The organism is Nonomuraea sp. B10E15 (assembly GCF_039871615.1).
GTDB lineage: Bacteria > Actinomycetota > Actinomycetes > Streptosporangiales > Streptosporangiaceae > Nonomuraea.
Map to the genome: position 1 here is coordinate 1,706,472 of NZ_JBDPMB010000001.1, position 14,581 is coordinate 1,721,052.

The window sequence follows — 14,581 nt, forward strand, 5'->3', positions numbered from 1 at the left end:
CGGCACTACTCTGCAGGAGCGACGCGGTGGGCATGGGTCAGCGGATGTTGCGGATGACGACCGCTCTGACGGTCGCCGGCGGGGGTGGCGTACTCGCCGCACCGGGAGCGGCCGGCGCGGGCCCCGCGCCGGTCCCGCCGGAGGCCCATGGGACGGGTGCCGTGCCGGTGGTGACCGGCGCTCCGGAGGCCGGCGGCACTCCTGCGGTGCAGGCCGGCGACGCTCGCATGGTGGGGGAGACGGGCGGTGGCGGCGCGGCGGCGCGGCAGGTGGACGGTGGCCGCGCGGCGGGTCGGCAGGTGGGCGGTGGCGGCGCGGCGGCGCGGCAGGTGGGCGGTGGCGGCGCGGCGCTGCGGCGGGCGGGCGGGGCGCGGCGAGGGCTTGCCTGGTGGGACTGCGGGGACGGGTTGCGGTGCGCCAAGCTGTCCGTGCCCGCCGACTGGGCCAGGCCGGGCGGAGCCCGTACCGAGATCGACGTGGCCCGGATGCCCGCGCGGGACCCGCGGCGCAGTCGCGGCCACCTGGTCGTGAACACCGGTGCGGGGTCCTCCATCCAGGACGTGCGGGCGCGGCCCGACACCGTGAGCGAGCTGGCGCGGTGGTTCGACGTCGTGATCATGGAGGCGCGCGGGTCCGGCGACCACGACAGCGCGGCGGCCGTACGATGCGCGGTGCCGCCCCCCGACGTGCTGCGCCTCCAGCTGTCCCGGGGCCCGGCCGGCTGGCGCGCCCACGCCCGCGCCAACGCCGCCCACGGCAGGAGCTGCCGCGCCGCCGCGGGAGCCACCCGGCTCACGTCCTGGCAGGTCGCCCACGACCTCGACGCCCTGCGGGCCGCCCTCGGCGAGGCACGGCTGCGCTACTTCGGCAACTCCTACGGCGCCGTCTACGGGCAGGCGTACGCGGAGTCGTTCCCGGGCCGCGTGGGGCGGATGTACCTGGAAGGCGTACCCGACCTCACCGGATCCGGGCTGGAGCGGCGGATGACCACGAGGGCCCGCGCGGTTGAGCGACAGCTGTACGCCTTCCGCGACTGGTGCCGTGGCCGGCTGGGCTGCCCGCTGGGCGAGGACGACGCCGTGTCGGTCTTCGACGACCTGGCCGCACGCGTGCCGCTGCCCGACGGGCCGCGAAGCGAGGTGAACGCCCGGCGGCTGGTCGCCGCCGTGTACGCCGGCCTCACCCCGGCACGCTGGCCCGAACTGGCCAGGGCTCTGTCGGCGGCCAGGTCCGGCGATGCCCGCCAGCTGGCCTCCCTGGCGTCTCCGTTCCCGGCGTCGGCGGGCGCGGACGACGCGCCTCGGCTGCCGCTGAGCGGGCTCGCCCCGGGCGGCGGGGCGAACGGTACGACGCTGCGGATGATGAGGTGCCAGGACGTGCCCGCCATGCCTCGATACCGGGATTTTCTCGCCATGGAGGAGAGGCTGCGCGCGGTCGCGCCCCGCGTGGGGTGGATGAGCGGGAGGCACGAGGCCGGCCGGTGCCTGGGCCTGGCGGGCACGGGGCCCTCCTCCGCAGTGTCCCAGCCGCCCCGACCGTCCCGGCCGTCCTCGCCGTCCGCGGGGACGCGGGTGCTGGTGGGCATCGGGCGGCTGGACATCGAGGCGCCCGCCTCCGGCTCGGCACGGGCGGCCAGGCGGATCCCCGGCGCGGTGGTGTTGTGGCACGGCGACGGGCATGACGCCTATCTGCTGCAGGGCGTACGCAAGCTCCGCGCCAGCTGCCTGCGCACCCGCGTGCACGACTACTTCGTCAAGGGCACGCTCCCCGCTCGCGGCACAGCCTGCAGGGGAGCGCTGGTGGACGGTATGAACCCGAGAGGCGCGAGCGCCGGGTAGGGTGCTGCGCGTGCTGATCGAACGGGCGGTTGCCGCGGACGCGGGCGAGATCCTCACCCTGCAGCGGGCGGCCTACGTGAGCGAGGCCCAGCTCTACGGCGACCCGTACATCCCGCCGCTCGTCGAGTCGCTGGAGCAGATGCGCAAGGCCATCGAGGGCGCCGTCGTGCTCAAGGCGCTCGACGCGGGAAGGCCGGGGAGGATCGTCGGCGCGGTGCGCGGGCAGTTGTCGGGCGCCACGTGCGTGGTCGGCCGGCTGGTGGTCGCGCCCGACCGCCAGGGGCAGGGGCTGGGCACGGCCCTGCTGCGCGCCCTGCACGAGGCCGTGCCGCAGGCGTCCGCGTTCGACCTGTTCACGGGCCATCTGTCGGAGGGCAACGTACGGCTCTACCGCCGCCTCGGCTACCGGGAGACGCACCGGGAGCGGATGGACGATCACCTGACCCTGGTGCACCTGCGCAGGCCCGCGGGGCTCTCACCCCCGCCGTGACCACCGCTCCGTGCCCGCGCTGCGGCCGATAGGCTCGGGTGCGTGCTGACGACAGGGCTCACCGGCGGGATCGGTTCCGGCAAGAGCGAGGTGTCCAGGCGGCTCGCGGCCAGGGGCGCCATGGTGATCGACGCCGACAAGATCGCGCGCGAGGTGGTCGAGCCGGGCACGTCCGGCCTGGCCAAGGTGGTCGCCGCGTTCGGCGAGGGGGTGCTCCACCCGGACGGCTCGCTCGACAGGGAGCGGCTCGGGTCCATCGTGTTCAACGACGCCGAGCGGCTGGCCGAGCTCAACGCGATCGTCCATCCGCTGGTGGGGGAGCGGGTGGAGGAGCTGCGCGGCCAGGCGCCCGACGACGCGATCGTGGTCTACGACGTGCCGCTGCTGGTGGAGAACGACCTGGCCTCGATGTACGACGTCGTCATCGTCGTCGACGCGGCCGACGAGGTGCGCGTCAGGCGGCTCGCCGAGCACCGGGGCATGCCGGAGGCCGACGCCAGGGCCCGCATCGCCGCCCAGGCGAGCCGGGAGGAGCGGCTGGCGGCGGCCGACATCGTGGTGCCGAACGAGGGTTCCCTGGAGGAGCTGGAGACCCGCGTGGCCGAGGTCTGGGACGAGCTGGCGAGACGCGCTGGCCGCGACTGAGCGCGGGCGGGCCAGGCCCGCGGGAGCCGCGCCCCGGGCGTTGACGGGCTGACCCCGATCCATGACCATCGGAAAGATCACCCGACAGGTTTCGTGGAAGGATCCCGATGCCGCGCTTGTCCGCCGTCTTAGCCGCAGTCCTCATCGCATTCATGGGGGTTTTCCCCGGCGCCGCCGCAGGGAGCGCCGCGACGCAGACGTTCCGCAACCCGGTCAACCCGAGCGCCGATCCCAGCCTGATGTACCACGACGGCAACTACTACGTGGCCACCACGCGCGGCGACCGGATCGGCATCTGGAGGTCGCCCAGCCTGGCCACCTTGCTGTCGGCGCCCGAGCAGGTGGTGTGGCGCGACAGTGACCCGAGCCGCAACACCCAGATGTGGGCGCCCGCCTTCCGCCACGTCGGATCCCGCTGGTACGTCTACTACACCGCCTCCGACGGCGTCGACGCCAACCACCGCATGTACGTCCTGGAGTCCGCGGGGGACGACCCGATGGGCCCGTACACCTTCAAGGCCAGGATCGCCGACTTCGGCGAGTACGCCATCGACGGCGAGCCGATCACCCACAACGGCCGGCAGTACTTCGTCTGGGCCGGCCCGGGCCGCGGCATGGGCGGCCCGGCGCAGCTCTACATCGCCCGCATGAGCAACCCGTGGACGGTGACCGGCGGCCGGGTGGCCATCCCCGCCGACGGGGGTTGCACGGAGGTGCGGGAGGGGCCGACCCCGCTCTACCGCAACGGCAGGACGTTCCTGACCTACTCCACCTGCGACACCGGCAAGCCGGACTACCAGCTGTGGATGAAGAGCATCGCGGACGGCGCCGACCCGATGGTGGCGGCCAACTGGAGGCAGCATCCCGGGCCGGTGTTCTCGCGCAACGACTCCACCGGCGTGTGGGGCCCGGGTCACCACTCGTTCTTCCGCTCGCCCGACGGCACCGAGGACTGGATCGCCTACCACGGCAAGAACACCAGCACCTACACCTACGACTTCCGCACCACCCGCGTGCAGAAGTTCACCTGGAACGCCGACGGCACGCCCGGTTTCGGCCGCCCGCTGGCCGCCGGCGCCACCCAGGATCTTCCGTCCGGCGACCCGGGCGCGGCCACCTCGGTGATCAACGACTTCGACCCGCAGGTGTCGTACGCCGGCACGTGGCAGTCGGGCTCCGGCTGCGGCAACCAGTGTTTCTGGAGCAACGACCACTGGAGCGGCGAGGCCGGCGCGACCGCCACCGTCACCTTCACCGGTACCAGGGTGGCCCTGCTGAGCGTGCGCGACCGCGGCAACGGCATCGCCGCGATCTCCATCGACGGGGGCCCCGAGCAGCGCGTCGACTACTACAGCGGCATCCGGGTCGGTGAGCAGCTCAACTACCTGAGCCCGGTCCTGCCGCGTGGCACGCACACCCTGCGGGTCCGCGTCACGGGCGAGAAGAACCCCGCCTCGGGCAGCACCGTGATCAGCATGGACCGGATCGAGGTGTACTGAGCCTCACGGCCGCAGCAGGTGGGCGGTCTGCTCGTGCAGGCGGCGCGCGTCACCCGGGTCGAGGGTCGGCAGCGACGGGTCGACCGGGGCGCGACGGTCGTAGGCGAGCAGGCCGCCGCCCGGCGGGTCGTCCATGAGTTCGATGATCGGCTCGATGCTCTTCTCGACGGGCTGGGCGAAGAACCTGGCCAGCACCTTGATGACGGCCTTGGCCGGCCCGCGGAGGCTGTCGGTGCCGCTGTCGGTGAAGCCCGGGTGGTGCAGGAGGAAACGCGTACGCCCGTCCGGATGGTCGGCGGCGTAGGCGACGCCGAGGAGGTCGGTGGCGCGACCTGCCTGGAGCACGGCCTTGATGCGGTTGAATCCCTTCTCCAGAGACAGGTCGTCCCAGTGGATGCGGCCCTTGGTGGCGCCGACGCCGCACACGTTGACGATCATCGGGTTCGCGCCCTTGTCCAGCAGGCCGGTCAGGCCGTAGCTGAGCAGCATCCGGCTGACGTAGTAGAGGGCGAAGGTGGCCTCGAAGCCGTCGGGCGTCACCACCCGGCCGGGGAAGTGCCGCATCGCGGTGAGGACGAGCCCGTCCAGCGCGTCGTGCCGCGCCGTGATCTCCTTGACCACGCGTACGTTCTCCGCGACCGAGGTCAGGTCGGCCTGGACGAACGCGGCCCGGTCGCCGGCCCCGGCGCGGGCCGCCTCGTCGAGGAAGCGCCGCCCTTTCGCGGGATCGCTGCCGATGATCGTCACCTGGTCGCCGCGCCGCAGGAAGTGGCGGGCCAACCCTCTCCCCATACCGGTTGTGCCGCCCGACACGACATATGTCCGCATATTCCATCCTCCAAGTCATCGAACGCTGACTAACGGGGAACGTAGCACACCGTGGCCGTACAATGTCAACGATCGATGACTATGAGGGGAGTGCCACGTGCGGAAGAGAGACCGGGAGGCCACCAGGGCGCGCCTGCTGGAGGCCGCGAGGCTGCGCTTCGCCCGCGAGGGCTACGACGCCACGAGCGTGCGCGACATCGCCGGAGACGCCGGCGTCGACGCCGGCCTGATCTTCCGCTACTTCGGCAACAAGAAGCGGCTCTTCGACGAGGTCACCGCCGACATTCCCGCCGACCTGCTCGACGGCCCCGAGGAGGAGCTGGTCGCCCGCATGGTGCGTTCCGTGGTCTTCGCCGACTGGACCCGCTACGGCGGCGAGCACCCGCTGCTCGCCATGCTGCGCTCCTCGGCCCACGAGGACACCAGGCAGCGCATCCGCGAGGAGGTCTGCACCACCTACGTCAGGGCCCTTGAGGACCTCGCCGAGGGCGACGACGCCGAGCTGCGGGCGGAGCTGCTCAGCGCCTGGCTGGTCGGCATCGGCATCCTGCGTTCGGTCGTGGCCACCCCTGCGCTGGCCGAGGCCGGCCTCGACGACCTCGCCCCGCACGTGGCGGCCGTGGCCGGAGACCTGCTGGGCCGTCCCATGTCGGGCACCTCGGACGCGTGACGGCGCCGCCGGGCGCCGCTCGCCCGCCGAGCGCCCTGCGTGTCAGGCGGCGGCCAGCGTGTAGGCGCCGGCGACCGCGCCCAGCGCCCAGCGCATCCGCCTCACGTACGTCTCGGGGTGGTCGCCGGCCTCCTGCGCCACGTACGCCGCGCACCAGGCCGGGTCGCCGCCGCACGCGCACAGCCGCTCGTTCACGGCCTCGCGGATCTGGACGGGCGTCAGCCGGTCCGACGGCTGCAGAGCGGTCGCGAAGAGCACCTGGGCCAGCTCGGTCGTGGTGAACATGTCGGGCTCCTCTCATACGTGCCGTTCGCCGGCACCCTCTGAATAGACCGCGAACGGCGGCGGAACTCATCGGCATACGGCACACAACAGGTGCGGACTTTTCCTCAGACACCCGTGCGAGAGCAAGGGCCGGCCGGATAACAGGTCGAACCCGGATCGCGGCCCGACGTAGGATCCAACGGCATGATCATGGATCCGGAAGTCCGCGCCTACTACGAGCGCGGCGGAGAGCTGACCAGGCTGCGCCAGGGGCGCGGCAGGCTGGAGTTCCACCGCACCCGTGACGTGCTGCGCCGCACGTTGCCCCCGCCGCCCGCTCGGGTGCTCGACGTGGGTGGCGGCGCCGGCGTGCACGCCGAGTGGCTGGCGGCCGACGGGTACGCCGTGGAGGTGATCGACCCGGTGCCCCTGCACGTCGAGGAGGCGGCGGCGCTGCCGGGGGTGAGCGCGCGGCTCGGCGACGCCCGCGACCTGCCGGTCCCCGGCGGGCAGGCCGACGCGGTGCTGCTGCTGGGGCCGCTCTACCACCTGCCCGAGCGGGCCGACCGCGTCCGGGCGCTGGCCGAGGCGCGGCGGGCCGCACGGCCCGGCGGCACGATCGCCGCAGCCTTCATCAGCAGGTACGCGGCCCTGCACGACAGCGTCTACCACGGGACCTTCACGCAGCAGGCCGCGCGGGCCGCCGACTACCGTTCCGTCGAGACCGGCACGATCATCTCGACCGTGGACACGGGATTCCGGGGTTACCTGCACACCCCTGAGGAGATCCCCGGCGAGTTCACCGACGCCGGGCTGCCCGAGCCGCGCCGCTACGGCCTGGAGGGCGTGTTCTGGCTCTACGGGGACGTGAACGCCTGGCTGGACGACGACGGGCGGCGCGAGCTGCTGCTCGACGCCGCCCGCAAGGTCGAGTGCGAGCCGTCGCTCCTGGGGGCCAGCGGTCACCTGCTGGCCGTGACACGGGTCTAGAACCACCCGCGGTGGCGGGCCATCTTCTCCAGCCCGCGCTCCAGGGCCTGTTCCGCCGCGCCCGGCGGATCGTCGTAGCGGATGGTGAACCGGTTGTAGGCGTCATGGCTGGAGGTCAGGAAGCCGCCCCGCTTGTCGGCCTCCAGGATGACGTCCATCTTCCCGGGCCCGGCGATGAACGTCAGCTCCAGCTCGTTGAAGTAGCGCCGCCACTTACCGCCGGCGTAGTACTCGATCTCCTGGAAGAACGGCATCGTCGAGCCGTAGAGCGTGCCGCGCTCCAGGTCGGCCTTCTTGAACCGGAAGCCCAACCGGTCGAGCGCGGCGATCACGTGCTCCTGGATGGGCAGCGGGCTGACGAACAGCGGGTCGAGGTCGCCCTTGTCGAGCGCGCCCGCCAGCGCCAGCTCCGTCTGCACGCCCAGCCTCATCCCGCGCAGCGGCTGCCCCGCGATCGCGCTGATCGGCGTCTCCCACGGGATCGCCACCTCGAACGGATGCTGGTGCTGCGCGCCCGCGGCGAGCTGGAACGGCCCCGAGACCTGCTGGCGCAGGAAGCTGTAGGTCGACTTGTACTCGCTGTCGCCCGACTCGACCTCCACGACGGCCGTCAGGTCGATGTGGATGCCCTCGACCTTGTAGTCCGCCTTGCCGCCGCGGAAGTGGACGACCCCGCGCAGCAGCTCGCCAGGGCGCACTCCCGTGTTGGTCAGCACCGTGTCAACCTCGACGCCCGCGCCGAACGCGGCCATCAACTTGCGGAACACCATGGGGGTTCTCCTATGCGGAAGGTGTGTGGCCGTTCTGGCCGGAGCCCGTGCCCGAGATGCGGGGAAGCAGCTGGGCCAGGAGGAGGGTGGAGAGCGCGGAGTCCGACTGCCCCTGCTGGGTGCGTACGACCAGCGGCTGGGGCGCGTTCTCCGCCAGTTTGGCGCCCACGTCGAGGCGCTTGCGGGCCAGCTCGTACTGCAGCACGGCCCGGTTGTCCCGGTACGACTCGGCCAGCCGGCGCAGCGCCTTGGCCTCGTTCTCGGCGGCGGTCAGCTCGGCCCTGCCGCGCGCCTCGATCTCCCACGTCACCCGCTGCGCCTCGGTCTCCTGCTCCTCCAGCATGCGCGCCACGTCCTTGCGCGCGGTGTTGTGGGCGGCCTTGACCTCGACCACGCGGGCGTCACGGGTCTTCTTGGAGCGCTCGATCTCCATCAGCAGGGTGTCGATGCGGCGCTTGCGGGTCAGCTCCCACTCGCGCTCGTAGGCCGACATCTCCTTGGCCACCTTCTCCCGGGTGGACAGGTGCTGCTGGTACTGGTCGGGCAGCTGGACGTCGGGGATGTTGGCGCCCGTGATGCGCACGCCGTACCTGCCGAGCTGGCGGTTGAGCGCGTCCTGCATGTCGCCGACGTCGGAGCCGCGCAGGTCGTACGCGCGCTCGGTGTGGACCCTGCGGCTGCGCTGCCTGATCGCGTCCTGCACCGCGCTGGAGAGCACCAGGTCGAAGTTGCCCGCGCCGATCGTGCGGACGAACGCGACCGGGTCCACGATGCGGAACTTCAGGAAGAACTCGATCGACTTCAGCGGCACGTTCTCGGCCGTGGGGCAGGCCACGATCGGCGCCGAGTACGGGATCTCGGTCGAGGTGTCGACGACCGCGTCCACCCGGTCCCACGGCAGCCAGAGGTAGTGGCGGCCAGGGGGCAGCGTGCTGGTGATGGCGCCCCAACGGCTGCGCACGCCGGTGGTGCCCTCCTCGATCTCGATGATCGCCTTGCGCCACATCGTGACCAGCGCCAGGGCCAGGAAGACCAGCGCCGCCAGCGCGGCGATGATGGTGAGGTCGGTCAGCGCGGCCATGCCGGCGCAGTAGAGCGCCAGGAACACCAGCGCCATCCAGGCGAAGCCGCGGCGGTCCTTGGGGATCACGACGGGGACGAGCTGGCCCTGCTCGCCTCCGCGCAGCAGCTGGCGAATCTCGCTCCAGGAGGCCAGCGACTCCTTGATCTTCGAGAATTCCCTGCTCATCGGTCGCTCACCAGCTCCTCATTCGCTCCGCGGAGTGCCTCGTTCCTCGGCCCTCCACTCCGCTCACTGCGTCGGGTTCGCTCCCTGCTCATCGGTCGCTCAGCTCCTCAAACACGCGTCGGTTCTGCTCTCTGTTCACAGGAGCTCACTTCCCTGGGCCCGGCCGCCCGGCAGGAGGCGTTCGACGGTCCGATCGAGCTCCGGGTCCGGCTCCGGGGTCTCCACGGCCTCGCCCACGTCGGCGGCAGCCTTCTTGAGCAGGGCGACGATCTCGTCCTCCCGGCCCGCCACGCGCGCGCCGATCTCGTCGAGCCTGGAGCGGATGGCGGCCATGTCCTCGGGGGAGAACAGCACCGCGCCCTTCCCGCCCACCAACTGCTGCGCCAGGGCCAGGAAGTCGATGTCGGTCTGCTCGCCCACCTGCACCACCTGCGGCAGCCGGGCCGAGACGGACTCCAGCCTGGTCAGCAGGTCCTGCTGGAAGCGGTAGTCGAGGATCTCGGGCGCCTCCGCGGCCGACAGCGCCCTGATGTCCAGGGCCTGGGCCTCCAGGAGCGCGGCGTTGGCGTTGGCCGTGGACTCGGCCTCGACCAGCCGCTGCCTGGCCTGCGCCGTGGCCTGGTGGGTGGCGCGTTCGAGCGCGGTGTCCATGCGGGCCTGGTAGCCGGCGATCTCGGCCTGGATGGCGCTCAGCGTCTCCTGCAGCCCGGCCAGCTCCTTGATCAGGTCGCCCTCGTTCTGCTCCTTGCGCAGGTTCAGCTCGTACTCGTAGGTGTAGGCCTCCTTGGCGACGCGCACCATCTCGGGGGCCGCCAGGTCCATGCGGTATTCCTGGCTGGAGGGCTCGGCGTGCGTGATGTTCACGTCGGTGAGTCGCACGGCGGGCAGGAACTGCTGGTTGAGGCTCTCCAGCATGCCGAGCGTGCTCTCGCCCACCAGGTCGTAGATCTCCTCGGCCCGCTGGGCGTAGATGAGGGAGCGGGTGACCTCGCTGATGGCGTTCTGGAGCTTCGACTGGAAGCCGCTGACCGAGCCGAGCACGAAGATGAACTCGGCCGGGTTCTCGATCCTGAACTGCAGGAACAGGTCCACGCTCGCCTTGACGCCCTGCTGGGTCGGCGCTTCGCTGATCGGCGCGTTGAACGGGTATTCGCGCGTGGTGTTGACGATGTAGCTGACCCGCTTCCACGGGTTGAACAGCGTCACCCGCCCGGGGTCCGCGATGTGCACCAGCTTGCCGAACTTGGTGATCAGCGCCTTGCATCCCTCGGGCACCATCACCACGCTCCGCCGCCACCACAGGAACACGGCGGCCAGGACCAGCACGAACCAGTAGTGCGGGCCGAAGATCAGGTCGGTGTTGGGGATGACGTTGCCGAGGGCGCCGATGAGGCCGAGCACCACGAGGATGACAAGGGGCACGAGCACTTTCGCGGTGCTGCCCTTGGGGATCACCACGGGCGAGATGACGTGCATGCCGTTGTCGGCGAAGCTGCGGTTGACGATCTCGCCGGCCTCGTTCAGCGACGCCGTCCTGGCCTCGATGAGGGTGCCGATGGAGGCGCCGCCGTCGCGGGCCGCCGCGAAGTCGTGCGGGTTCAGCGCGAAGCCCGGGGCCTGGCCCCCACCGCCCTGGGGCCCCATCTGGCCGGCGAACTGCTCCGCGGCCTGACCCATCGCCTGGCGTACGTCACCCCCTTGCGCCATCGCTTGGGCGATGCCCTGACCTGCTTGGCGTAGTGCCTCTCTGGGACGTGACATTGGACCTTCCTTTTCCGCTACAGGCGATTCCGACCGTATCGGGAATGACTTACTGTTCGCTTGCAATGCGGCGTCACATATGTAGTGCTGTTGGTAGCAGGTGTGCTGCGTATGTAGTGGATGTGCTACGTCGGGGATGCGCGCAAGGAGTTCCATGAGCGAGACCGTCCACAACCGCATCGCGCTGCTGCGCGCGGAGCGGAACGTGACCCGCAGGCAGCTCGCCGAGGCCCTCGGAGTCCACTACCAGACCGTCGGCTATCTCGAACGCGGCGAGTACAGCCCCAGCCTCCACCTGGCGCTGCGCATCGCCGGCTATTTCGAGGTGCCCGTCGAAGTGGTCTTCTCCACCAGCCCCTTCCCCAGGATCGGCGAGCGGTCCGCTTGACGTTTTCTGTCAGTCCGGCCGCCTACAGTGGGCACCATGCGACCGGTCACAGATTTGCAGCGGAAGGTGGCGCCCTTCGAGGTCGTCACCGAGATGACTCCCTCCGGCGACCAGCCCACGGCCATCGCCGAGCTGGAGCGCCGCGTCAAGGCCGGGGAGAAGGACAGCGTCCTGCTGGGCGCCACCGGCACGGGCAAGACGGCCACGATCGCCTGGCTGATCGAGCGGCTGCAGCGGCCCGCGCTGGTGATGCAGCCCAACAAGACCCTGGCCGCGCAGTTCGCCAACGAGCTCCGCGAGATGTTGCCGAACAACGCGGTCGAATATTTCGTCTCCTACTACGACTATTACCAGCCTGAGGCTTACGTCCCGCAGAGCGACACCTACATCGAGAAAGACTCCTCGATCAACGACGAGGTCGAGCGCCTGCGCCACTCGGCGACCAACTCGCTGCTCACCCGGCGCGACACCATCGTGGTCGCCTCCGTGTCGTGCATCTACGGCCTGGGCACGCCGCAGGAATACGTCGACCGCATGGCCAGGCTCCGCGTCGGCATGGACGTCGACCGCGACCAGCTGCTGCGCCGCCTGGTCGACATGCAGTACACCCGCAACGACCTCGCCTTCACGCGGGGCACGTTCCGGGTGCGCGGCGACACGATCGAGATCATCCCGAAATACGAAGAGCTGGCCGTGCGCATCGAGATGTTCGGCGACGAGATCGAGAAGCTCTCGACCATGCACCCGCTGACCGGCGAGGTCATCACCGAAGACGAAGAGCTCTACATCTTCCCCGCCTCCCACTACGTCGCGGGCGAGCAGCGCATGGCCGCCGCCGTGGCGGGCATCGAGGCGGAGCTGGCCGAACGCCTGTCGGAGCTGGAGCGCCAGGGCAAGCTGCTGGAGGCGCAGCGGCTGCGCATGCGCACGACGTACGACATCGAGATGATGCGCCAGATCGGCACCTGCTCCGGCATCGAGAACTACTCGCGCCACATGGACGGCCGCGAGGCCGGCAGCGCCCCCAACACGCTGCTCGACTACTTCCCCGAAGACTTCGTCCTGGTGCTCGACGAGTCCCACCAGACCGTGCCGCAGATCGGCGCCATGTACGAAGGCGACGCCTCGCGCAAGCGCACGCTGGTCGAGCACGGGTTCCGGCTGCCGTCGGCGCTCGACAACCGGCCGCTCAAGTGGGAGGAGTTCCTGGAGCGCATCGGGCAGACGGTCTACCTGTCGGCCACTCCGGGGCCCTACGAGCTGGGCCGGGTCAAGGGCGAGGTCGTCGAGCAGGTCATCCGCCCGACCGGCCTGGTCGACCCCGAGATCGTGGTCAAGCCGACCAAGGGCCAGATCGACGACCTGGTCCACGAGATCCGCGAGCGCGCCGAGCGCGACGAGCGCGTCCTGGTCACCACGCTGACCAAGAAGATGTCGGAAGACCTGACCGACTACCTCCTGGAGCTCGGCATCCGGGTCCGCTATCTCCACAGCGAGGTCGACACGCTGCGCCGCATCGAGTTGCTGCGCGAGCTGCGCATCGGCGAGTTCGACGTGCTCGTCGGCATCAACCTCCTGCGCGAGGGCCTCGACCTGCCCGAGGTCTCGCTGGTGTCGATCCTCGACGCCGACAAGGAGGGTTTCCTCCGCTCGGAGACGTCCCTGATCCAGACCATCGGCCGTGCCGCCCGCAACGTCTCCGGCCAGGTCCACATGTACGCCGACAAGATCACTCCGTCGATGGAGCGGGCGATCGACGAGACCAACCGGCGCCGGGCCAAGCAGATCGCCTACAACGAAGCCAACGGCATCGACCCGCAGCCCCTGCGGAAGAAGATCGCCGACATCCTCGACTCGCTGCAGCGCGAGGACGCCGACACCGACCGGTTGCTCGGCGGGGGGCGCCAGCAGTCGCGCGGCAAGGCGCCGGTGCCGGGCTTCGCCGCCCGGCAGGCCGGTCAGCACGCCAAGGCCATCGCCGGCGACATGCCCAGGGCGCAGATGGAGTCCCTGATCGACTCGTTGACCGAGCAGATGCACCAGTCCGCGGCCGACCTGCAGTTCGAGGTGGCCGCCCGGCTGCGCGACGAGATCAAGGAGCTCAAGCGCGAGCTGCGCGACATGCGCGAGGCAGGCGTCGAATAACCGATTCCCTGGCGGTTGGCGCCACGCGTCGACGGCCCGGCCCGCTCCCTCCCGACGCTCGGTGACCAGAGGGAGCAGCGGGATGAGGGCCGTCGCGGCCGGGGCAGGCCCCGGCCGCGACGACGGGGGCGGTCACATCCGGGCTTCCTCCCGCAGAAGGGCGGCGAGGGTGCCGGGGTCGGCGGCCGTGACGCCCTTGGCGGCGAACCAGGTGGCGACGTTGCGCGCGTCGCGGTCGAGGAACGACGGGCCCGCCGGATGCGCGATCACGTCCACGATCTGCGGAAGGTCGATGATGACCAGCCTGCCCTCGTGCACCAGGAGGTTGTACGGCGACAGGTCCCCGTGGGCCAGCCCTTCCCTGGCCAGGGTGACCATGGCCGCGACCAGCTGCTCCCACAGGTCGCCCAGGTCGTCGGTCACCTGGGCCAGCCGCGGCGCCGCGAAGCCGTCCCGCGTGCCGACGAACTCCTCCAGGATCTCCGTCCCGACGATCTGCACCGGATACGGCACCGGCACCCCGAGCTGCCACAACCGGCACAGGGCCGCGAACTCCGCCACCGCCCACTGGGCGGCGATCACCTGCTTGCCGAAGGCGGTGCGGTTGGCCATGGCCCGGTTCATCCGGCTCTCGCGGGTGCTGCGTCCCTCCAGATAGCCGGCGTCGCGGTGGAAGAGACGGTGGTCGGCGGATCGATAGCGCTTGGCGGCCAGCAGGCACTCGCGGTCGGTGCCGGGCACGCCACGCGAGATCAGGTGGACGTCGGCTTCCTTGCCGGTCTTGAGCACGCCGTGCTCGGTGTCGACGGCGGCCAGATCGGTGACCAGCCAGTCAGGGTAGGGCCTGGGGCCCTTCTCGGTCGGCGTGCTCTGGTCCCAGGTGGACCAGCGATCACCTTCGGGAGGGCCGTCATCGAGACCGGAGGAGGTGCCCGGTGAGATGCTCGAAGAGGTGCTCTCCAGCCAGGCGATGTCGTCGGCGTCGAGGGCGTACTTGCCGCGGCGGCGGTGTTGCGAGTGCTTGGGCACGGTGGGATTGCTCCA

The 14,581-nt window shown here is 71.0% G+C and carries 14 protein-coding genes; 8 read left to right on the plus strand and 6 right to left on the minus strand.

What is annotated here, in order from left to right; genetic code table 11:
• Positions 1-32 precede the first annotated feature (32 nt).
• The 4 genes from ABGB14_RS07775 to ABGB14_RS07790 all read left to right on the plus strand — a co-directional run bounded on the left by ABGB14_RS07775 (position 33) and on the right by ABGB14_RS07790 (position 4,472).
• Complete coding sequence (locus ABGB14_RS07775) at positions 33-1,838, plus strand: alpha/beta fold hydrolase (RefSeq protein ID WP_347643139.1); 1,806 nt, start codon at positions 33-35, stop codon at positions 1,836-1,838.
• A gap of 13 nt (positions 1,839-1,851) precedes the next feature.
• Positions 1,852-2,328 carry a GNAT family N-acetyltransferase gene (locus ABGB14_RS07780; protein ID WP_347643140.1) on the plus strand — a complete coding sequence of 159 codons (477 nt, stop codon included), beginning with the start codon at positions 1,852-1,854 and terminating at the stop codon, positions 2,326-2,328.
• Between the two features lie 42 nt (positions 2,329-2,370).
• Positions 2,371-2,973, plus strand: a complete 603-nt coding sequence (coaE, locus tag ABGB14_RS07785) for a dephospho-CoA kinase (RefSeq protein WP_347642835.1) — start codon at positions 2,371-2,373, stop codon at positions 2,971-2,973.
• Between the two features lie 152 nt (positions 2,974-3,125).
• Positions 3,126-4,472, plus strand: a complete 1,347-nt coding sequence (locus tag ABGB14_RS07790) for a glycoside hydrolase family 43 protein (protein ID WP_347642836.1) — start codon at positions 3,126-3,128, stop codon at positions 4,470-4,472.
• Between the two features lie 3 nt (positions 4,473-4,475).
• Here the strand turns inward: ABGB14_RS07790 and ABGB14_RS07795 are convergent, their stop codons facing one another.
• Positions 4,476-5,300, minus strand: coding sequence for an SDR family NAD(P)-dependent oxidoreductase (locus tag ABGB14_RS07795; protein WP_347642837.1), 825 nt, complete (start codon positions 5,298-5,300; stop codon positions 4,476-4,478).
• Positions 5,301-5,397: 97 nt separating this feature from the next.
• Between ABGB14_RS07795 and ABGB14_RS07800 the strand changes: the two genes are divergently transcribed.
• Positions 5,398-5,970 carry a TetR family transcriptional regulator gene (locus tag ABGB14_RS07800; RefSeq protein ID WP_347642838.1) on the plus strand — a complete coding sequence of 191 codons (573 nt, stop codon included), beginning with the start codon at positions 5,398-5,400 and terminating at the stop codon, positions 5,968-5,970.
• Between the two features lie 42 nt (positions 5,971-6,012).
• Here ABGB14_RS07800 and ABGB14_RS07805 read toward each other — a convergent pair whose 3' ends face one another.
• A complete protein-coding gene (locus ABGB14_RS07805) occupies positions 6,013-6,255 on the minus strand; it encodes a hypothetical protein (RefSeq protein WP_347642839.1) in 243 nt (80 codons plus the stop codon).
• A gap of 183 nt (positions 6,256-6,438) precedes the next feature.
• Here ABGB14_RS07805 and ABGB14_RS07810 point away from each other — a divergent pair, with 183 nt between their 5' ends.
• Positions 6,439-7,224 (plus strand): methyltransferase domain-containing protein, encoded by a 786-nt coding sequence (locus ABGB14_RS07810; RefSeq protein WP_347642840.1) that lies wholly within the window; start codon positions 6,439-6,441, stop codon positions 7,222-7,224.
• Here the strand turns inward: ABGB14_RS07810 and ABGB14_RS07815 are convergent.
• The 3 genes from ABGB14_RS07815 to ABGB14_RS07825 form a co-directional block, all read right to left on the minus strand.
• The gene (locus ABGB14_RS07815; RefSeq protein WP_347642841.1) at positions 7,221-7,994 is read right to left on the minus strand and encodes a sporulation protein; all 774 of its coding nucleotides are present in this window, start codon (positions 7,992-7,994) and stop codon (positions 7,221-7,223) included. The genes ABGB14_RS07810 and ABGB14_RS07815 overlap by 4 nt on opposite strands.
• Positions 7,995-8,004: 10 nt before the next feature.
• Entirely contained in the window at positions 8,005-9,243 is a 1,239-nt protein-coding gene (locus ABGB14_RS07820; RefSeq protein WP_347642842.1) for an SPFH domain-containing protein, read from the minus strand.
• Positions 9,244-9,378: 135 nt separating this feature from the next.
• Positions 9,379-11,004 carry an SPFH domain-containing protein gene (locus ABGB14_RS07825; protein WP_347642843.1) on the minus strand — a complete coding sequence of 542 codons (1,626 nt, stop codon included), beginning with the start codon at positions 11,002-11,004 and terminating at the stop codon, positions 9,379-9,381.
• Positions 11,005-11,158: 154 nt separating this feature from the next.
• On the opposite strand from ABGB14_RS07825, the gene ABGB14_RS07830 reads away from it, so the two are divergent.
• Both ABGB14_RS07830 and uvrB read left to right on the plus strand, forming a co-directional pair.
• Complete coding sequence (locus tag ABGB14_RS07830; protein WP_347642844.1) at positions 11,159-11,392, plus strand: helix-turn-helix transcriptional regulator; 234 nt, start codon at positions 11,159-11,161, stop codon at positions 11,390-11,392.
• 36 nt (positions 11,393-11,428) lie between these two features.
• A complete protein-coding gene (gene uvrB, locus ABGB14_RS07835; RefSeq protein WP_347642845.1) occupies positions 11,429-13,537 on the plus strand; it encodes an excinuclease ABC subunit UvrB in 2,109 nt (702 codons plus the stop codon).
• A gap of 132 nt (positions 13,538-13,669) precedes the next feature.
• Here the strand turns inward: uvrB and ABGB14_RS07840 are convergent, their stop codons facing one another.
• Positions 13,670-14,566: an RIO1 family regulatory kinase/ATPase gene (locus ABGB14_RS07840; RefSeq protein ID WP_347642846.1), complete on the minus strand. Its 897-nt coding sequence runs from the start codon at positions 14,564-14,566 to the stop codon at positions 13,670-13,672.
• Positions 14,567-14,581: the final 15 nt, after the last annotated feature.

What these genes read in the sequence shown, in the direction of transcription:
- ABGB14_RS07825 (WP_347642843.1), bottom strand. Translation starts at nt 11,004, where the DNA reads ATGTCACGTCCCAGAGAGGCACTACGCCAAGCAGGTCAGGGCATCGCC.
- uvrB (WP_347642845.1), top strand. Translation starts at nt 11,429, where the DNA reads ATGCGACCGGTCACAGATTTGCAGCGGAAGGTGGCGCCCTTCGAGGTC.
- ABGB14_RS07795 (WP_347642837.1), bottom strand. Translation starts at nt 5,300, where the DNA reads ATGCGGACATATGTCGTGTCGGGCGGCACAACCGGTATGGGGAGAGGG.
- ABGB14_RS07805 (WP_347642839.1), bottom strand. Translation starts at nt 6,255, where the DNA reads ATGTTCACCACGACCGAGCTGGCCCAGGTGCTCTTCGCGACCGCTCTG.
- ABGB14_RS07830 (WP_347642844.1), top strand. Translation starts at nt 11,159, where the DNA reads ATGAGCGAGACCGTCCACAACCGCATCGCGCTGCTGCGCGCGGAGCGG.
- ABGB14_RS07810 (WP_347642840.1), top strand. Translation starts at nt 6,439, where the DNA reads ATGATCATGGATCCGGAAGTCCGCGCCTACTACGAGCGCGGCGGAGAG.
- ABGB14_RS07790 (WP_347642836.1), top strand. Translation starts at nt 3,126, where the DNA reads ATGGGGGTTTTCCCCGGCGCCGCCGCAGGGAGCGCCGCGACGCAGACG.
- ABGB14_RS07815 (WP_347642841.1), bottom strand. Translation starts at nt 7,994, where the DNA reads ATGGTGTTCCGCAAGTTGATGGCCGCGTTCGGCGCGGGCGTCGAGGTT.
- ABGB14_RS07775 (WP_347643139.1), top strand. Translation starts at nt 33, where the DNA reads ATGGGTCAGCGGATGTTGCGGATGACGACCGCTCTGACGGTCGCCGGC.
- ABGB14_RS07820 (WP_347642842.1), bottom strand. Translation starts at nt 9,243, where the DNA reads ATGAGCAGGGAATTCTCGAAGATCAAGGAGTCGCTGGCCTCCTGGAGC.